Raw genomic sequence first — 19,164 nt, 5'->3', positions numbered from 1 at the left:
TGGCGGGCGGGTAAGCAGCTATCGGTGAGTAACTCCCGAGAGAAAAGTCACGAAAGTGTTTAGTAACGATCACGGCGGAGTGACGATGCATTGCCGCGCCTCGCTCAATGATGTTCGAGTGCCCAAAGATTGGCGTCGTCCATTGTGCCGCATGCTGAACGTGTTCGTACTTGTCTTGCATGATAACGATTTTCGTCGCCATTGTGAGTCGAGGCCGCGGAACGGGTTGTCGCACTGAAGTACCCGTTCAGATATCTCGCGAACCGAGTCCTCGGCATTCCTTGCTGGTGGCGTCGGCCGAGCTATCGGCCAGGGGGTGAGGGTTGAGGCGGCCGATCTACCACGCGTTGATCAATTGCTGGCAGGTGACTTCAGTTTGCTAACCTGGGTGCGACGGGCATACATTCCGTCCCACATCGGCGGCTCGCCGGTGCTGAGGCAATGGCGCACACCCTCTGGGAGGGCTGATGGAATTCGACTGGTCAGCGGCCGATGTGGCGTTTCGAGACGAGGTGCGGGCGTTTCTGGACACGAACCTGACGCCTGAGCTGCGCAGGGCCGGACGCTTGGCGACGAGCGTCTACCCGGATCACGAGGCGAGCATGGCGTGGCAGCACATCCTGCACGAGCGAGGATGGGCGGCGCCGGCCTGGCCGGTGGAACACGGCGGCTGCGCGTGGAGCTTGACGCAGCACTACATCTTCAGCCGGGAATCGACGCTGGCAGGCGCGCCCCCCTTGTCGCCGATGGGGATCAGGATGGTCGCGCACGCGATCATCGCCTACGGCACACCGGAGCAGAAGGCGTTCTATCTGCCGCGGATCCTGAGCGGGGAAATCTTCTTCTGCCAGGGCTATTCGGAACCGGAAGCCGGCTCGGATCTGGCGTCGCTGACCATGGCCGCCGTCGACGACGGCGACGACCTGGTGTGCACCGGCAGCAAAATCTGGACAACCCATGCGACCGAGGCGAATTGGATCTTCTGCCTGGTGCGCACCTCGCGGGCAGGCAAGAAGCAGCAAGGCATCACGTTCCTGCTGATCGACATGACGACGCCGGGCATCGAGATCCGGCCGCTGGTGATGACCTCCGGTGAACAGGTGCAGAACCAGGTCTTCTTCGACAATGTCCGAGTGCCGAAGAGCAACGTGCTCGGGCAGATCGACGACGGCTGGACCGTCGCCAAGTACCTGCTGGTGTTCGAGCGCGGCGGCGGCGCGATGGCGCCGTACCTGCAGGCGATGGCGCAGGAAGTCGCCGTCGCGGCGGCCGAACAGCCTGGGCCGGACGGCAATCCGTTGCTCGATGACGCGTCGTTCGCGGCGCGGCTCGCAGACGCGCGGATTCGCTCCGACGTGCTCGAAATCCTGGAGTACCGCACGATTTCGGCGATGTCGCGCGGCCAGAACCCCGGTCCTGCCGCGTCCATGCTGAAAATCCTGGCGACCGAGCTGAGCCAGCAGCTGACCGAGCTGGCACTCGAGGCCGCCGGTCCGCGCGGTCGCGTGTACCAGCCGCATGCCACCGCGCCCGGCGGTCCGATCGCCGAGTTCGTGCCGCCCGCGGACGGTTACACCAGCGGCGCCGACTGGCAGGCCGTCGCGCCACTGCGCTACTTCAACGACCGGGCAGGCTCGATTTACGCGGGCAGCAACGAGATTCAGCGAAACATTCTCGCCAAAGCAGCATTGGGGCTCTGATGGACTTCACGCTTACCGATGAGCAGGAACTGCTCCGCTCCGCGCTCGCCGGATTCCTCGGCGCCCGCTACGAATTGGTGAAGAGCCGCACGGCGGCCAAGGTCGGTGCGGGCTGGCAGCCCGCCATCTGGCGCGGGTTCGCCGACGAGCTCGGCATTCTGGGCGCGACCCTGCCCGAACGGGTCGACGGGCTCGGCGGTGGGCCGGTCGAATTGATGGTCATCGCCGAGGAACTCGGGCGGGCGCTGGTCGTCGAACCGTTCGTGGACACGGTCGTCATCGGCGCCGGGCTCCTCGACCGATCCGGTGGCGAGCGGGCCGATGCGGTGCTGCGCCAGATCGTGTCCGGCGACGCCCGCACCGCCTTCGCCGCACTCGAACCCACCTCCGGCCAGACACTGCACGACATCTCGACCACGGCGCGGCGCGACGGTGACACCTGGGTCCTCGACGGCGCCAAGACCGTCGTGACCAGCGCGCCGCTCGCGACCCACCTGCTCATCACCGCCCGCACCGCGGGCGACCGTCGCGATCAGCGCGGAATCTCGTTGTTCTGCACCGAGTTCGACGCCGACAACCCGCCCGTGGGCATCGAGGTGCACTCCTACCGGACCATCGATGATCGAGTAGCCGCCGACCTCACCTTCGCCGGCTTCGTGCTACCGGCCGACGCCATGCTCGGTGTCGAGGGCACCGCCTGGGTCGCCATCGAACCCACCCTCGACGACGCCATCGCCGCCGTCTGCGCCGAGGCTGTCGGCTGTATGCGCAAGGTCCTGGCCGACACCCTCGATTACGTCAAGCAGCGCAAGCAGTTCGGCCAACCCATCGGCAGCTTCCAGGCTCTGCAACATCGCATGGTCGACATGTACATGGAACTCGAACAAGCCATCGCCGCCGTCTACCTGGCCATCTACTCCCTGCAAGCCGACCAGCCGACCCGCGCCCGCGCCGTCTCCGCCGCCAAGGTCACCGTCAGCCGCGCCGCCCGCTTCATCGGCCAAAACGCCGTCCAACTGCACGGCGCCATGGGCATGACCGAAGAATTGGCCATCGGCCACTACTTCAAACGCCTCACCGCCATCCACCAAGAATTCGGCACCCCCACCACCCACCTGACCCGCTACGCCACCCTGACCCGCCCGTAGAACACCTGAACTGTCGGGTCGAGCCCGTGCGTTCAGCGGGAGTTCGACCCGTCTCGTACCTCCGAGACCCTGTGCTGATATGTCTGCCGAGGATTGCGTGCCAACAGAATTGGAGTATGTGGGCGATGTGGAGTCGACTTTCGGTGGTCTATCCATGGAGCGATCGCCTTTCTGAGGCGGACCGTCGGGAGTTCGTCGCCGAAGCCCTCTGCGCTACCCGATCTGACCTCGCGTCCGGCCCGTCCGCTCAAAACACCGCCACGCTTGCTGCATGGCGGGATACTGCGGCGGCGTACGCGGATTCGGCTATCCACATCGATGCCAGCGATCTGCACTACCTGGACGAGCCGGTTCCGGCGCCTGATCCCAGCGGTTACTAGCTGGTCTTCAGACGTTGGTGCGGCTGGCCGGTTACATCAGCGATGGTTTGATAGTCGTTGTCCACATGGAGGACGGTGGCGCCATGGACCTCGGCGGTCGCAGCGATGATCAAATCGGGGATCGGAAGGCGATGCGCGCCCCGTTCAGCCAGAATCCCTTGGACCTGTAATGCCCGATCCATGACCTCTTCGGTGACCGGTAGCCACACAAGGGACTGCTGGCCTGCGAGCTTCGCGACGTAGTCGGTATGAGAGCGCGCAGAGTACCCGATCTCCAACGCGGTGAGGTGGCATGCGGCAACCAGCGCGCCCGGTGCGCCGGTCACCTTTGCGAAGTCGGCTGCAGACATCTCGTCACGAAGCACCCACTCCAACGCCGACTTGTCCGCGAGCATAAACAGTGTCCTCAGTGCCAAGCTCCCCCCATGGCTTCGGGCGAAAGGTCGGTCTCGCTGTCGCGCAACTGCTGGATCATCTTCGACACAGCTCGCCTGTTCGCGACCTCCCGCAAAGCGGCATTTACGGTCGCGACCTTTGTCTTAGTCCCCAACTCCTCCGCTGCAAGAGCGAGGGCGTCGTCGTCGATGTCTATTAGTGTCCGTGACATCACGATCCTCCTGATATCAGAATCTCCTTCTCAATGATATCAGCACATCGGAAATGGGGATACCTTCCAACTTTCGCTACCAGTGCCACAGAAACAGCTCGGCCCGGGCCTGATGGACAGACCCGGGCCGAGAGGCTCGTTCGTCAGTTCTTGCGGCCGGGGGCCTTGGCGTTGGACTTGAAGCCGAGTCCGCCTGGCTTGGCGGCGGGGGGCGCGGCTTCGGGGGTGCCGTTGCCGTTGGTGGGCTCGTCCGGTTCCGGGGTTTGGTCCGTCGCGGTGGGTTCCGGGGCGGGGGCCGGATCGGCCTGGGTGCCCGGCGCCTTCGGGCCGGGGTGCTTGAAGCCGGACTTCATGGCTAGGCCCTTGGCGGGGAGCGTCGGCTTGGTTTCGGTGGGTTCCGAAACCGGTTCGGCGGCAGCTGCTTCCGGGGCGCTAGCGGCGGGTGGCGTGGGGGCCTTCGCGCCAGGAGCCTTGGCTCCGGGCGCCTTTGCCGCACCCTTCATGCCGAGCCCCTTGACCGGCTTGGCTGCGGGGGTTTCGGCCGCGGATTCTGCTGCTGTGGGGGCGGATTCGGCGGCGGGTGCCGATTCGGCCTTGGCGCCGGGTGCTTTCGCTGCGCCCTTTATGCCGAGCCCGCCGGGTTTCTTGGCGGGGCCCTTCATGGCGAGACCCTTGACCGGAGGCGCCTCGGTAGCCTGCTCGGCTTCGGCCGGCGCCGATTCGGCCTTGGCGCCAGGTGCTTTCGCTGCGCCCTTCATACCGAGTCCACCAGGCTTCTTGGCAGGGCCCTTCATTGCGAGACCCTTGACCGGAGCCGCTTCGGCAGCCGATTCGTCTTCGGTCTTGGCGCCGGGTGCCTTTGCTGCGCCCTTCATGCCGAGTCCGCCGGGTTTCTTGGCAGGGCCCTTCATGGCGAGACCACCACCGGTCGGCGCCGCCTTGGCCGCCGTCGGCGCCACGGGCTCGGGTTCGGGCTCGGCAACCTCTTCCACCACAGGCGCTTTCGGCTCCTGGATGACGGTGAGGTTCGCGGTGAGCGTGCTCGGGTCGACCCGGTCGATGGCGTCGAGCATGAGCTGCGCGACGTCGACGACCTCGACCCCTTCGCCCTCGCCCTTTTCCTGGCGGGCGGTGACGCCGTCGGTGAGCATGACGCGGCAGAACGGGCAGCCGGTCGCGATCTTGCCCGGCGTGCTGCCGCCGGACGCGGTCAGGGTGTTGAGGCCCTCGTCGACGCGGTCGACGTTGATCCGCTTGCCGAGCTGTTCTTCCATCCACATGCGCGCACCACCGGCGCCACAGCACATGGAACGCTCACCGTGCCTCGGCATTTCGACGAGGTTGGAGCCCGACGCCGCCATCAGTTCGCGTGGCGCGTTGTAGACCTTGTTGTGCCTGCCCAGGTAGCAGGGGTCGTGGTAGGTGACGTTCTGGGTGACCGAGGCGACCGGGATCAGCTGCTTCTGCCGCACCAGGCGATTGAGCAGCTGCGTGTGGTGCACGACCTCGTAGCTGCCACCCACCTGCGGGTATTCGTTGTTCAGCGCGTTGAAGCAGTGCGCGCAGGTGACGACGATCTTTTTCTTCTTGTCCTCGACACCCTCGAAGACCGAGTTCAGCAGTTCGATGTTCTGCGCGGCCAGCTGCTGGAACAGGAATTCGTTGCCAGCGCGCCGTGCCGAGTCACCGGTGCAGGTTTCCTCGGCGCCGAGCACCATGAACTTCACGCCTGCGGTGGCGAGCAGTTCGGCGACGGCCTTGGTGGTCTTCTTCGCGCGGTCCTCGTAGGCGCCTGCGCAGCCGACCCAGAACAGGTATTCGTAGCCGTCGAAGCTATCGGCATCGCGACCGAAAACCGGGATCTGGAAGTCCATCTCGTTGATCCAGTTGAGCCGGTCCTTGGAGTTCTGACCCCACGGGTTGCCCTTGTTCTCCAGGTTCTTGAACAGACCGGCGAGCTCGGACGGGAACTCCGATTCGATGAGCACCTGGTAGCGGCGCATGTCGATGATGTGGTCGACGTGTTCGATGTCGACGGGGCACTGTTCGACGCAGGCGCCGCAGGTCGTGCATGACCACAGCACCTCGGGGTCGATGATGCCGTTGGCCTCGAGGTCGCCGACCAGTGGCCGCTCGGCCTCGGCCTTGGCGGCCTCGGAGATCTTGGCCAACGCCGCCTCGTCCGGCTTGCCTTCGGCGTCGACGAGTCCGACCTCGTCGCCGCCCATGTCCTTGCTGCCGCCGGCCAGCAGGTACGGCGCTTTCGCATACCCGTGGTCGCGCAGCGACATGATCAACAGCTTCGGCGACAACGGCTTTCCGGTGTTCCATGCCGGGCACTGCGACTGGCATCGACCGCACTCGGTGCAGGTGGTGAAGTCCAGCCAGCCCTTCCAGGAGAAGTCTTCGATCCGGCCGGCACCGAAGGTGTCGTTGTCGGGGTCTGCGGTTTCCATGTCGACCGGCTGACCCTTGGACATCATCGGCTTGGCCGCGCCGAGCGCGACGCCGCCGTCGTCCTCACGCTTGAAGTAGATGTTGACGAACGCGGAGAACCGGTGCCACGCCACACCCCAGGTGATGTTGCGGCCGACCACGGCCAGCCAGATCATCGCCGACATCAGCTTGACGAACGCGAAGATCGACACCATCGTCACGCTCGACGGCAGCAACTGCGCGACCTGCATGGTGAAGAAATCGGTGCTGACGTGACCGCCGTGATACTTGTCGAAGGTGGCGATCTTGCCTGCCTTGACCATGACCATGCCGAGGCCCTCGATCAGCACCACGGATTCGACGAAGTAGGCGGGGCCGAACTTCGAGCCGCTGAATCGGGAGAGCCGTTCGGGCACCCGCGGGTGGTTCAGCTGCCGGATGATCACCAGGACGAGCCCGCCGATGACGGTGCCGATGCCGAGCAGTTCATCGATGAAGTGATAGACCGCCAGGTCGCCGATGATCGGCCAGCCGCCCTCGGGATCGAAGGTCTGGATGTAGGCCTCCATCGCGACGATGGAGCCGAGCAGGAAGCCGACCATCACCAGCCAGTGCGCCCAGCCGACCGTCCGGAACTTCGCCATCCGGGTGTGCGCCGCGAACTCGATGACCATTTGCTTGAAGCGTGGGAAGAATGGCCGCCAGCGATCCGGGGCGGGCTGCCCGAGCATGATGGCGCGAATGATGTTCCGCACGCCGGACACGAAGGAGGCCCAGCACGGGATGCTGATCAGCACACCAATCATGCCCAGCGTCACTGTCAGGGCAGTCATGTCGCGACCTTTCTTTAGAGGCAACACGAGCGTGGGCAGTTCAGCACTGCCCGGTTGGCTCGTATCCTAACCGGCAGTAAGTTACCCACCGGTAACAACCACTGTCTACCGTACGATCTGCACCTGAGCTATGCCCCATCTTGCTGGGGCTTGACCGGCAATTCGGCTGTGGCGAACGTCACAGCTACCGGTCGGTACAAGCGCGTGTTCCGTGATCAACACCGTAAACCTGGGTCCACCCAGACAAATCGGTAAGGCCAGGCTTAGTCCTGAACGGATAGAACGAATCTCGTATCCGCATCGCCCTTCGATTACGCTCACGACGTTCTGTCTGCTGTGCCCGATTCCACACCGCTCGGGGAGGATCCGGGGCGACCGCCTGGATTTGATGAAGAGCTCTCGCGTGTCGAAGACAGGGTGGGTAGGCGACCTGATGATGGATTGGAAAACTGAATGAATCTTCGCAGAACCACCGCGGGTGCCGCGTTGGTCATCGGCGCGATGACCATCGGTCTCGGGACCGCGCATGCCGAGCCTGTCGCCACTCCGGCCGACTCCGGCGTCACCTACTCTGTCAAGCTGGTCGACAAGGTTGTCGTCGCGTCGCTCAAAGGCGGCACCTTCTCGTTGACCGAGAAGGACGGCGCGACCGCTGATGCGCCGAAGACCACCTTCGCCAATGTGCGCGACACCAAGGGCAACACGCTCATCTCGTTCCCCGTCGATGTCGACATCAACGGCACCACCATCCCGGTCAAGCCGGTGATGAAGAAGGACGACACCGTCCTCGAGCTCACGGCGGAGAAGCCGGAAGGCCTCGTCGCCCAGCCGGTCAACTCGGTCGCTGTCCGGCCGGTGGCCGCCGCCGCCCAGGACATCGCATCGCCGATGGAGAACCAGCGCGCGCAGAACGAGTTCGCGAGCAACTTCGGCATCGCGACCGCGGTCGGCGGATTCGTCGGCACCGCCATCGGATTCGTGGTCGGCTGCGTCGTCATTCCGGTGATCGGCTGCCTGCCCGGCGCGGGCATCGGTGGCATCCTCGGCACCATTGCCGTCGGTGGTCCGACGCTGATCGCGGCGGGCGTGGAGCTGATGAACACGCTGCAGGCGCCGGACGGCACCACCAAGTGGGCCGACAAGCCGGGCCAGCCTGCCAACTGATCCATCGGATCGCCGCCTGGTCTGCGGCACGGAACCGCTTTGATTCGGCTCGCTCACCGAGGTGGGCGAGCCGAATTGGTTGCGGCGCTGGCTGCGCCGATCGCGATGCCCCTTCTTTTAGGGGCATCAGCCGTGATTCCCGTCACGGCTGCAGCGCTCGATATGGGCCTGACCATTGATCATGGTGCGGAACACCGGGGCAACCGGTCGGTTGTCGAGTCCAGGCGTAGTCCCCAAGGCGGGGAATGTATCTCGCTTCTGCGTCGCTGTTCGATTACGCTCACGACGTTCTGTCTGCTGTGCCCGTCTTCGCACTGCTCGGGGAGGATCCGGGGCGACCACCCGGACTTGATGAAGAGCTCTCGCGTGACGGAGATGGCTGGGTGGACCACCTGATGATGGATTGGAAACTGAATGAACCTCCGCAGAACCACCGCGGGCGCCGCGATGGTCATCGGCGCGATGACCATCGGTCTCGGGACCGCGCATGCCGAGCCTGTCGCCACTCCGGCCGACTCGGGCATCAACTATTCCGTCAAGTTGGTGGACAAGACGATCGTCGCTTCGCTCAAGGGGGGCACCTTCTCGGTGACCGAGAAGGACGGGGCGACCGCCGCTGACCCGAAGCTCAGCATCGCCAACGTGCGTGATGCGCAGGGCAACACGCTTATTTCCTTCCCGCTGGATGTGGCCGCCGACGGCAAGCCCGTCCCGGTGAAGACCGAGGTGAAGCGCGACGGCACCGTCCTCGAGGTCACGCCGCAGAAGCCGGAGGGCTTGGTCATGTCCGCGGCGCCGGTCGCAGCACGGCCGGTCATGGCGCAGGAGATCGCGTCGCCGATCGAAAACCAGCGCGCGCAGAACGAATTCGCGAGCCAGTTCGGCATCGCCACCGCGATCGGTGGCTTCGTCGGCACGGCGATCGGTGCGATCATCGGCTGCGTCGTCACCATTCCGGTCGGCTGCATCCCCGGTCTGCTGACCGGCGCGGGCGTCGGTGGCATCCTCGGCACCATCGCGGTGGGTGGCCCGACGCTGGTCGCCGCAGGCGTCGAGCTGATCAACACGATCCAGGCTCCGGACGGCACCACGAAGTGGGCCGACAAGCCGCTGCCCGTGAAGTAAGTCGCTCCTCAACATTTGGCCCGCTCTCTTAGGAGAGCGGGCCAAATGTCGTTTCAGGCAGGCAAGTCCAGCGTGCCGCGGAAGGACACCTCGCCCTTGCGCCGCCCGAACATCCCGAACGAGCGCTCCGCCATCTCGAACGACCCATCCGTGCGCACCAGCAGCACCGTGCTCGCCCGCGTCCCGTGCGCGACATCGGCGATGAACCGGGACGAGACCCGCTTCTCCATCCGGTGCGACACCCCGGTGTTCGGCAATTCCGCGTCCGCGGCCCTGGTCCGATCGGCGAGCACCGCGAAATACCGTTCCACCGCACCGGGATCGGACTCGACAACGGCCCGCAGATCGGCGACGCCGCCGCGTACTTTGGGCCAGATGGGCTGTGGGGCGGTTAAATCCGTGTTACCGGGGGTCAACCCTGCCGAGCTCACGAACGCGGCGTTGGAGAGCCCGTGGAAGCCCGGCGTCAGCTCGCGCGGCGGCGCGGCACTGCGATTGGAATGCCACCACAGCGATTCCAGGTCGGACACCAGCAGGTTGTAGCCGTTGTAGTCGTCGGGTGCGGCCGCGACGTCGAGCACGTACTTCTCCGGGCTCGGGAAGTCGGCGCCGGGATGTCGATCCGAGGAGCCGCGCAGGAAGTCCATCAGCAGCGCGCCGCGCGACCTGGCGTCGGAGCGGTCGTCCTTCGGATTGCGGACATTGGTCACCGTGGCGAATCGGTTGCGGCCCTCGGGCTCTCGGGTCAGCCCGAGCCAGGTACCGGGCGGATCCCCGGCCGCCCGGTGCATCGCCCCCTGATCCCGCCCGGCGAGCAGGCCTGGCACCTCCGGCCACCACCGCATCGATTCGGTCGGCCGGGAGTAGAGCTCATCCCGGTTGGCCGCGAGGATCAACCGATACTCCGGATGCGTACGCCAACCGATCAACACCAAACACATGCAGTCCAGAATGCCGGAACATTACCGGGCGCAGCATGTCATTGGCTGTGCGAGCGGCTGCGCAAGGCCAGTGGAAGAGTCGTAGGGACAGCGAAAAGGCCGACAGCGTAGAACGCTGCCGGCCTTGACGTTGGAACGGACTAGCTGGTGCGGACGCGCAACCCGGGGTTGTCCGAGAGGACAACGCTGACCGGCTGCGCGAACAGCTGCGGCGCGTTGCCGGTGAGCGCACCGATCAGGTTGGGGATCTCGCAGATCGGGTAGTCGGCGACCGACGACGCGCTGGAGATGCCGAGGGCCAACCGGCCGGTCACGATCGGGCCGCCGCTGTCGCCGGGCAGCGCGCAGATGTTGGCGGAGAACGCCTGGGTGAGCTCACGGTCGCCGACCTGAACGGTCTGGTCGACCGCGTTGACCACACCGCAGCTGAAGCCGGTCCGCGAACCGGACTTGCAGACGGGCGCACCCACGACCGGGGTCGCGACGCCATCGATCGGGATGGACGCGGCGCCCGGCACCCGGACCTCGTTGTTGCCGAAGCGATCCTTGGCCTGGTCGTTGATCTTGATGATCGAGTAGTCCTGCGAGCCGAGCACCGACTTCTGGAACTGGCCGAGTTCGGCGCCGAGCCGGTTGTCGCGCACCTCGTGCACCTTCGCGGCGTTGTTCGCGCCTGCGGATGGGATGTCCGGGTTGCAGTGGCCCGCAGTGATGTTCACGACCGCGCCACTACGGTCGGTGCCGTTGAAGCCGAGCGAGCAGCGCAGCGAGGTGCGTCCGGCCACCGAGGCGTAGCCGTCGCCACCGGCGAGCACGCCGCCTGCCGCGCCCGCGATCGCGTCGGCCTGCGGCAGCGTCTCCTTCTCACCGGCGATCGGCGGCGCCATCACGATGACCCGCGCCGGGTCGATGAAGCTCGGCATCGGCAGGCCGACCTGGTCGACGCGCACCGCGATGCTGTTGTTGACGGTGTCGATCACCACGCCACGCACGAGTGCGGACACCGCCTCGGGCTGACCGTCCAGCCACCGCTCGAACGCGCTCTTCTCGCCACGCAGCGAGGCCTCGCTCTTCGCGACGTTACGAACCTCGAAACCCGCTGAGTCGGCGGCCTTCTGGGCTGCGTCGGCGCCAGGCCCCTGTGCCAGCGCGACCACCGGCTTGCCCTTGTCGTCGAGCCACGCGCCACCGAAGACGTCCGGGTACTGCCGCTGCGCGGTCGTCGCGAACGCGGCGACCTGCTGGGCGACCTCGGCACGATGCAGGTACTCCGCCGGCGAGATCTTCAGATCACGGGCCACCGCGGCAACCAGTTCGGCGGGCAGGTTCGGTGCCGGATCCGGTTGTGCCGTCGCTACTGCCGCCGTAGGTCCGAACAGCAGGATCGCCGCGGAAGCGGCGATCATGGATTTTCGGACTCGGGTCTGTCGCGCGGCTGATCGGTGCTGACCTATACGTGGCAGGAGCATGCCCAGACTATATGGGGTTCCGCCCGGTATGCCTACTCATAACGAGCGTGTGGTTCGTTTGATAGTCACATCTTTGCATTATGTTCATTGCCACACTCGTGGTCGCCTGTGCCGCAGGCACAACGAAGCGGCGTCCGTCGCCACTAGAGGGCCGACGAACGCCGCCTGTCGAACGCAGCGGGCGACTCAGCCCGCGTTGGCCCGGGTGCGCACCGCGATGCCGCTGCCGACCCCGCCGCCCGCGGACGCGTCGATGTCGGCCAGGATCGGCCGGATCGGAATGCCGAGGCTCGCGGTGCCGCCGTACTGTGCCAACCCGATGTTGGCCTCGTTGCAGTCGGGCGCCTCGGCCGCGTTGGAACCGCTGGTGATGCCGAGAGCAAGGGTGCCGGACACGATCGCGCCGCCGCTGTCGCCGCCGAGCGTGCATGCCGAGCTGGCGAAGCCGCGCACGGTCTTGCTCTCACCCTCGGCGGTGTACAGCTGGGTCTCGACCCGATCGGCCACCACGAAGCCGCAGGTGAAGGTCGACGACTGGCCGGACTTGCAGACCGGAGCGCCGGTGATCGGGTCGGCGATGCCGGTGATCGCGATCGTGGTGCCGTTGGCGCCGCGCACCGTCGGCTGGTCCATGCCCGCCCGCACCGCGCGCTCGTTCAGCTTGATCACCGAGTAGTCGAGCCCGGTCTGCCCGCCGAGCTTTGCCTGCACGAAGGTGCCTAGCTCCGGGCTGTTCGGGATGTCCTTGATGTTGGGGAAGTAGACCGAAGCCTCCTGGTTGCCCTTGCCGAGGTTCGGATCGCAGTGGCCTGCACTGATGTTCAGCGCGTTGCCTGCGGCGTCCACGCTGTTGAAGCCGAACGAGCACACATCGACACCCTTGAGCGCGGTGTCGTGCAGCGAGACGGGGGCGCTGATGTAGGTGTCGCCGCCCATCGGCCTGCGCTCGACCGGGCCGCCGCTGTTCGGCGAGAGGATGACCTTGACGTTGGCGATCAGGGTCGGCAGGTTGAGCAGGTGGCCCGCCGGGGTGTTGGCGACGTTGAGCACCAGCTGGCTGTTGAGGAAGTCGATGGCGACGGAGTTGATCGCCTGGGAGATGTCGCGCGGCAGGCCGGTGACCCACTGGTTCAGCTGCGCGAGCGAGCCTTCCAGGCTGTCGGCGGACACCGGCGCGATCCGGGTCTGGTAGCCGTCGTTGGCCGCGATCTTGGCGGCGTCCAGCGAGGTGACCGCGACGACCGGCTTGCCGTCGGTGCCGATCCACGCGCCGGCGAAGGCATCGGGGCGTTCGGACCGGAAATCACGGGCATAGTCGCGCAGTTGCTGTGCGCGGGCCGCGCGATCCAGGTATTCGATCGGGGTCATCTTGAGGTCGCGGGAGATCGCCTGCACCAATTCCGGGGGCAGGAGGTCGGCGTTGAGCTGCGCGGGTGTCTCCGGGACCGCAGCGGCGGTGGTCGTGCCGAGCAGAGGAGCGAGGAGGACGGTCGAAGCGATAGCGACTGCTTTGACCGCGGCGCGGCGCGCCACCAACTTGCGCATGAAATCCCTTCGTGGCACGCACGTGCCAGCTCAATCCGCGGCAACGGGCGTGGAAACCGTTGGCTCACAGTCGTCCTGCAGCAACAGACCGAATGCCGGTAATTCATCCGACAACACCGGTCAGCGCATCACTTTAAGGCACAAACCGGGGAACGGCTCTCTCAATCACTCGTCATCTTCGGAGTTGCCGAAAGGAAAGCCCCGTCGCGTGGTGGTGGGCCGGGGAGGATTGGTCGTCGTCGACGTCGTTGTGGGCGGTGTCGTCGTCGGTTCCGTGGTCGGTGGTGGCGGCGGAGGCGGTGGCTGAGGCGTGGTCAGCGGCACCGTCGTGGTGATGGTCACCGGCGCCTGAACGGACGTCGGCGGCACCGGAACGGCGGGGAGATTCAGCGGCGGCGTTGGGGTCGGGCTCACCGACACCTGGTCGGACTTGGCGTCGCGCATCGGCGGCACCGGGGTTTCGGACTTGTCGCGGAACAGCACCGCGACCACGAAGCCGCCGAGCACCAGACCGATCAGTGCCGCGGCGCCGATCAGCAGCGGAAATTGCTTGCGGTTCTTGGCGGGCGCTGCCTTGGGTGCGGGCGCCTCCATCTCGACGACCTCGGTCGGCATGAGCGGCTCGGCCATCGGCATGGCCGCCGAGTACGCCTGCGGCGTCACATCGGACGCGGGCACCGCCGGGATGACGATGGTGTCCACCATCGAATTCTCGGCGTGCGTCGGATCCGGCGGGGTGGTGCCCGCCGGAGTGGAGAGCACCGAGGCCAATGCGGCCCGGGCGGCGTCGTAGGCGAAAGTGCTCGGTGGCGCGGTGAACAGCTCGGCGCTCGGCAGATCAGCCTCGCTGACCAGCAAGACCGACCGCAGCCCGAGGTAATCCAGGGCATCACGCAGCGCCTGCACATACTCGCGCGGCCAGTCGCCAGGGTGGGTCGCGTAGAACTCGGCCGGGCCGTTGAGGTGTTCGGCGGCCAGGTTGATCAGGCAGAACAGCGCGGTGGCGACCAGATCCTCGGCGCGATACGCCTCGCCGTCATCGATGGAGATGCCCGCAGGATCGCCGACCGCCGGCACGAATCCGGTGATCGCATGGGCGTTCTCGTCCGGCGGCGGTCCGCCGAGCGTCGCGTCGCCGTCGTCGGACATGTACAGCACCGACTCGCGGACGATGAACAACGGCTCGTCGCCGCCGTCGGTGACGATGGCCGCCGTGCTCTCGGCCTCGGCGATGCGTAGGCCCACCCCAGTGGCCATCCTCAGTACCTCGCTTCGGCGTTCTGGCTCACGAATCCGTATCTTGCTGACACCGACGCTTGGGTCACACCAGCAGTGAGCCGTGTCCCATGGCGCGGAGCATCGACAATAACTCCGATCGGGACCGCGCACCGATCCGACGCCGAATACGCGCGACATGATGCTCCACCGTCTTGGCGGAAATGTACAGGCGCGCGCCGATCTCACGGTACGTGAGGCCGAGCAGGACGAGTTCGGCCACCTCCCTTTCCCGTTCACTGAGCATCGTGGCGGACTCCCCGTTCGCCGGATCCGCGGCGGGCTCGGTGCCCTCTTTCGCGGCAGGTTGCGCCGGTGGCAAGACCGGGTCCTGCGGTTTCGCGTCGGTGCGGACCGTGCGGGCGAGCTTGAGCAACGCGGTCGCGGTCGCGGAATCGGCGGCGGCGAGGGCGGCCTCGCTGGCGAGTCTGGCGGCGTCCCAGCTCATGCCGATTTCGGTCAATCCGGCGACGGCCGCTTCGACCGGGCCGACGGACACTTCGCCGCGCAGCATCAGCACCCAGGTGCGGCCTGCATCGGCAAGCACCGCCGCGTGCCGGTCGCCCGCCTCGGCCGCGGCCTTCAGCGGCTTGGCATGCGGTAGTAGCTCGGTCGGGCTCTGGCGCGCGATCGCGGCCTGCACGCCATACCAGTGGAAGGCGTTCGACCACGCCGGTGGTTGACCCATCCGGTCGAGCAACGCGAGCGCGGCATCGACGAGCGGTGCGATCCGGCGCTCGTCCCGCAGCCGGATGGCCGCCAGCCACAGCTCGCCGATCGGCAGCAGCGCGAGCAGGTCGGCCTCGACGTCGTCGAACAGGAGGTAGGCGGCCTGCCAGGCTCGAGCCAGCGCGGCATGGTCGCCGGAGCGCCTGGCCAGGCCGACCGTGACACCGTGCGCGAGCAGACGATCCCGGACATCGAGCGAATCATGGTCCAGCGCGGCCACGGTCGCGGCGGCGGCGCGTTCATCGCCGCCGAGCATGGCCGTCCAGGCCGCGAGCGCTTGGAGTTGATGGCAGCGCAGGCCGCTCGCGGTGGCGCGGCGCAGCGCGTCGCCCGCGCGGCGGGGTTCGCCGGTGCTCAGGCACAGCAGGGTGGCGATGGAGACCGCGGTGCACGGGAGGAAACGATCCACGCCCGAGTCGGCGTGCGCGGCCTGTACCAGCGAGGAGACCGCGCCCGCTGCCGCGGGCCCGGCGAGCGAGTCGCCGAGCGCGGTGGCGATCAGGCGGGCATGGGCATTGGCTCCGGTCGGCGGCCACTGGGTCGCCGACGCGGACAGCTCCGCGGCACCGGCCACGTCACCGGCGAGCGAGAGCACCGTGGCGCCGATGGCCCAGTCCGCGCCGACGCGGTGCGCGCCGAGCCACGAATACAGTTGTGCCGCACGGCCGACCAGGCCACGGCGGGTCAGCACGGCGGCGCAGATGCGCACCGCGTCGGCCAGTTCCGCGCCGGAGACCCCGGAGCGGGCCAGCACCGGCTCGGCAAGGCGCATCGCCGTTTCACCGTCGCCGTTGCGGCCGGCCGCCTCGGCCCAGCGCAGCGCGATGAGGTCGGGATCGGCGCCGGTCGCCGCGGCAGCCGCGTAATAGCGCACCGCCTCGCGGCCCGCCTTTTCCGCTGCGGCCGAGAGGAATTCGGCAAGGCGTTGATCGTGCACGCCGGATTCGGCGAGCAGCAGTGCGGTGTGATCGCGGAGCAGGCCCGCGTCCAAACGTGCGCCGAGCAGCTTGCGCTGGACCGCGACGAACCGGCGGTCGCCGAGCAGGGTGCGCAGCGGCCCGACCGCCGGGGCGAGCAGCAGATCGGCGTCGGTGACCAGCGCGCTCGCCCGTGCTCGATCGATAAGGCGCTGTGCGGCAACGGGTTCGACGCCGAGCACCTCGGTGAGCTCGCTGGCGTCGAGGCCGGTGCCGGTAGTGGCGATGACGAGGGTCTCGAGCAGGTCCGGCTCGAGATTGTCCAACAGCGCACGGGCCCAGACGGTCACGGCCGCGTCGACCGCGAGGATGCCCGCGTCCAGCCGGGCCGAGCAGGCGGCGGTCAACGCGGCGACCACGCCGCCGCGAATGCCGTCGGTCTGCCGGTGGATGTGTTGGGCCACCTGGCGCGGCACCATCATGCCGATCTCCCTGGCGAAGGGGGCGATGTCGGCGAGGCCGAGCGCGCGGAGATCGACGATGCGGCCGCGCCTGGCGACGGTGTCGGCCAGCGTGCGCAGCAGCTGATCGTGCGGGCGCGGCTGGGTCGCGACCACCACCGTGCCTCGGCCGGATTCGATGGTGGCACACAGAGCTTCGAGATCCGACTGGCTCAACGTGTGGGCGTTGTCGATGATCAGCGCCGGGTGTGGATCGATCGTGGACACGGCGGGCGTGCCGAAGCCGTTGGCGGAGTTCGCGATCGGGTCGGCGCCGACGCGTGCGGGCGTGAGTTCGGCCGTCGGCGCGTCCTGCAGCGGGACTCCGCGGGCGCGTAGGCGGGTGCGAATCTCGGTGAGCAGGGTGGTCTTACCGGTTTGCGAGCGGCCACGGATGAGGTAGACAACCGGCTCCTGGTCGGCGGTGTCGAGTTCCCTGAGGATCTCGCGTGCGGACGGCAGGGTGTCGAACGCGATGTCAGCCACCGTGTCCTCCGACGATCTGGCCCGGTGCCCGCAGCACGGTGCCGACGACGCCGCCGACGGTGTCGACCGGGTCGCTGAGGGCGCCGGTCGGCAGGCTCGGTGCGGTCGGCGGGGCGGGCAGGGGAGCGGGCACCGGTACCGGCACGGGTACCGGAACCGTCACCGGGGCCGGGGCCGGAACGGGAACGGGTGCTGCCGGCGGAACCGGTTGCGGTGCACCTGGTTCCGCGGGCGGGGCGACAGGCTGCCCGGATGCCGGGTCGGTGTGCACCACGGCCACCGTGCTCGCGGCGGGCGAACCGGGTTGTGCCGGATCGGATTTCGGGCGTACAGCCGCTTTCGGATCGGTCGCGGCCACCGGGGCATTGGGGTCGGCGGGCTGCCCTGCGCCGGTGGTCGCGGCGATCTCGGCCGCGCGCGCCGGGCTGGAGTGCTCGGTCGAGGCGGGGCTCGACTGCGCGCCGGTGCCGATCGCGACGGTGCCGGTGGCCAGCGCGCCGAGCACGATCGCGGCGCCTGCGACGATGGCGGCACGCTGCTTGCCGGTCAGCCGAGGGCGGCGGGACTTGTCGACCGTCGGCAGCGGTGAAAGTGACGCCGAGGGAAGCGCTTTGGTCGTTGCCGTGTCCGCAGCAGGCAGCGGGATCGCCACCTGGTCCACCGCCAGGGAGGCCAGATCCGCGGCAAGCATGGCGGCACCGCGTGCGCTGGTCTGCGCAGGCCGGGGCGCCGCAACCACCGGGAGGCCGAACTCGGCCGAAATCAGCTCGGCGACCAGCGGAATCGAGCCGCCGCCACCGGTGAGCAGGACGCTGCCGATATCACCGATGTCGAGCCCGGCGCGGTGCACCGCATCGCGGATCAGGTCGATCGAGGTGAGCAGCGGTGCACGGAGCAGGTCCTCGAGTTCACCGCGCACCAGGCGGATGTTGCTGCTCGGCGTGCCCACCGGATTCAAGCGAACCCGGACGACCGTCGCCGTATTAATCGAGAGCTCTTCTTTCGCGGTTCTGCAACGTTCGCGCAATACCGACAATTCTTCTTCGACAACCGGGTCGAACGGGTCGAAATCATTTGGTACCGCAGCGTTTGCCAGAACGTAGCGCATCGTCAGCAGATCGAATTCCGCGCCGGCGACGTCCGTGGTGTGCGCGGGTGTGCCGAGCAGGCTCGCGTGATCGCCGGTGCGCACCACCGACACCGTCAGGCCGGCGGCGCCGAGGTCGTAGACGACCACCGCGCCGTCGCCGAGCGGGCCGCTGCTGGCCTCCAGCCAGCGGATCGCGGCAATCGGCTCCGGCACCAGGGTCACCTCGCGCAGGCCGATGCGATCGAGGGCGGTGCGCTGGACATCGACGGTGTGCCTGGACCACCACGCCGGGTGGCAGGCCACGGTTGAGCCGTATTCTGTTGTCGCCGTGCTTGTCTCGTCGATCAGGCAGGAGATGGCGGTGGCGACGAGGTCGGCGGCGGAATGCGTGCTTCCGTCCTCGGCGAGGATATCCACCGGATCGCCGACCCTGGCGAGGAAGCCCTCGAGCACCACATCGCCGGATTTCCTGGCGGCGGCGCCGAGGGCAGGCGGCGTGGCCGCGGCCAAGCGCAGCACGCTGGGCTGGGTGAATACGCCGTCGCTGTCATCCCCCGCTGCCGCCACGGCGACTGAATTCGACGACCCGACAGTGATGCCGAGCGTCAGACGCTGTGTCATTCGTGAACCCCGTTCGAAAACTCTGTGGTCCGGTATCGCTGCTGTGTAGTCCGATGCGCGAAAGGCAGTGCGGGCACGCCGACGCAACACTTGTTTCGGTTGCTGGCCGTCAGCCGTTACCGGTTCCGGGGAAGCTTTGGGGAAATTCCCCTAATGCTGTGGCTGCCCCTAAGGGCGGGACGGGGTGACGTGTAGGGA

The 19,164-nt window shown here is 67.4% G+C and carries 12 protein-coding genes and 1 pseudogene; 4 read left to right on the top strand and 9 right to left on the bottom strand.

What is annotated here, in order from left to right; translation table 11 throughout:
- Positions 1-467: 467 nt before the first annotated feature.
- Both ACGFNJ_RS02505 and ACGFNJ_RS02500 read left to right on the top strand, forming a co-directional pair.
- Positions 468-1,700, top strand: coding sequence for an acyl-CoA dehydrogenase family protein (locus ACGFNJ_RS02505; RefSeq protein WP_393442551.1), 1,233 nt, complete (start codon positions 468-470; stop codon positions 1,698-1,700).
- Entirely contained in the window at positions 1,700-2,848 is a 1,149-nt protein-coding gene (locus ACGFNJ_RS02500) for an acyl-CoA dehydrogenase family protein (RefSeq protein ID WP_393442549.1), read from the top strand. The genes ACGFNJ_RS02505 and ACGFNJ_RS02500 overlap by 1 nt, the downstream gene beginning before the upstream one ends.
- Before the next feature lie 376 nt (positions 2,849-3,224).
- Here ACGFNJ_RS02500 and ACGFNJ_RS02495 read toward each other — a convergent pair whose 3' ends face one another.
- From ACGFNJ_RS02495 to ACGFNJ_RS02485, 3 genes and pseudogenes are all read right to left on the bottom strand, one after another.
- The gene (locus ACGFNJ_RS02495) at positions 3,225-3,623 is read right to left on the bottom strand and encodes a PIN domain nuclease (protein WP_393442547.1); all 399 of its coding nucleotides are present in this window, start codon (positions 3,621-3,623) and stop codon (positions 3,225-3,227) included.
- A gap of 109 nt (positions 3,624-3,732) precedes the next feature.
- Positions 3,733-3,835, bottom strand: a pseudogene (locus ACGFNJ_RS02490) (type II toxin-antitoxin system VapB family antitoxin); the annotation flags it as partial.
- A 143-nt stretch (positions 3,836-3,978) separates the two neighbouring features.
- Positions 3,979-7,104 carry a (Fe-S)-binding protein gene (locus tag ACGFNJ_RS02485; RefSeq protein ID WP_393442545.1) on the bottom strand — a complete coding sequence of 1,042 codons (3,126 nt, stop codon included), beginning with the start codon at positions 7,102-7,104 and terminating at the stop codon, positions 3,979-3,981.
- Between the two features lie 453 nt (positions 7,105-7,557).
- On the opposite strand from ACGFNJ_RS02485, the gene ACGFNJ_RS02480 reads away from it, so the two are divergent.
- Together ACGFNJ_RS02480 and ACGFNJ_RS02475 are read left to right on the top strand one after the other, a co-directional pair.
- A complete protein-coding gene (locus ACGFNJ_RS02480) occupies positions 7,558-8,268 on the top strand; it encodes a hypothetical protein (RefSeq protein ID WP_393442543.1) in 711 nt (236 codons plus the stop codon).
- Between the two features lie 414 nt (positions 8,269-8,682).
- On the top strand, positions 8,683-9,393 hold the full coding sequence (locus ACGFNJ_RS02475; RefSeq protein WP_393442541.1) for a hypothetical protein: 711 nt from the start codon (positions 8,683-8,685) through the stop codon (positions 9,391-9,393).
- 53 nt (positions 9,394-9,446) lie between these two features.
- Here ACGFNJ_RS02475 and ACGFNJ_RS02470 read toward each other — a convergent pair whose 3' ends face one another.
- From ACGFNJ_RS02470 to ACGFNJ_RS02445, 6 genes are all read right to left on the bottom strand, one after another.
- Positions 9,447-10,334 (bottom strand): NRDE family protein, encoded by an 888-nt coding sequence (locus ACGFNJ_RS02470; RefSeq protein ID WP_393442539.1) that lies wholly within the window; start codon positions 10,332-10,334, stop codon positions 9,447-9,449.
- Positions 10,335-10,474: 140 nt separating this feature from the next.
- On the bottom strand, positions 10,475-11,740 hold the full coding sequence (locus ACGFNJ_RS02465; RefSeq protein WP_393442537.1) for a S1 family peptidase: 1,266 nt from the start codon (positions 11,738-11,740) through the stop codon (positions 10,475-10,477).
- Positions 11,741-11,989: 249 nt separating this feature from the next.
- Positions 11,990-13,348, bottom strand: a complete 1,359-nt coding sequence (locus tag ACGFNJ_RS02460; RefSeq protein WP_393442535.1) for a S1 family peptidase — start codon at positions 13,346-13,348, stop codon at positions 11,990-11,992.
- 165 nt (positions 13,349-13,513) lie between these two features.
- On the bottom strand, positions 13,514-14,605 hold the full coding sequence (locus ACGFNJ_RS02455) for a hypothetical protein (protein ID WP_393442533.1): 1,092 nt from the start codon (positions 14,603-14,605) through the stop codon (positions 13,514-13,516).
- 64 nt (positions 14,606-14,669) lie between these two features.
- Positions 14,670-17,255: a LuxR C-terminal-related transcriptional regulator gene (locus ACGFNJ_RS02450; RefSeq protein WP_393442531.1), complete on the bottom strand. Its 2,586-nt coding sequence runs from the start codon at positions 17,253-17,255 to the stop codon at positions 14,670-14,672.
- The gene (locus ACGFNJ_RS02445) at positions 17,248-18,966 is read right to left on the bottom strand and encodes an Hsp70 family protein (RefSeq protein WP_393442529.1); all 1,719 of its coding nucleotides are present in this window, start codon (positions 18,964-18,966) and stop codon (positions 17,248-17,250) included. The genes ACGFNJ_RS02450 and ACGFNJ_RS02445 overlap by 8 nt, the downstream gene beginning before the upstream one ends.
- Positions 18,967-19,164 lie beyond the last annotated feature (198 nt).

The sequence above is a fragment of the Nocardia sp. NPDC049149 genome, from assembly GCF_043197455.1.
Lineage (GTDB): Bacteria > Actinomycetota > Actinomycetes > Mycobacteriales > Mycobacteriaceae > Nocardia.
Note: the sequence above shows the minus strand (reverse complement) of the source record. Positions and strands in the feature narration are given on the sequence as shown.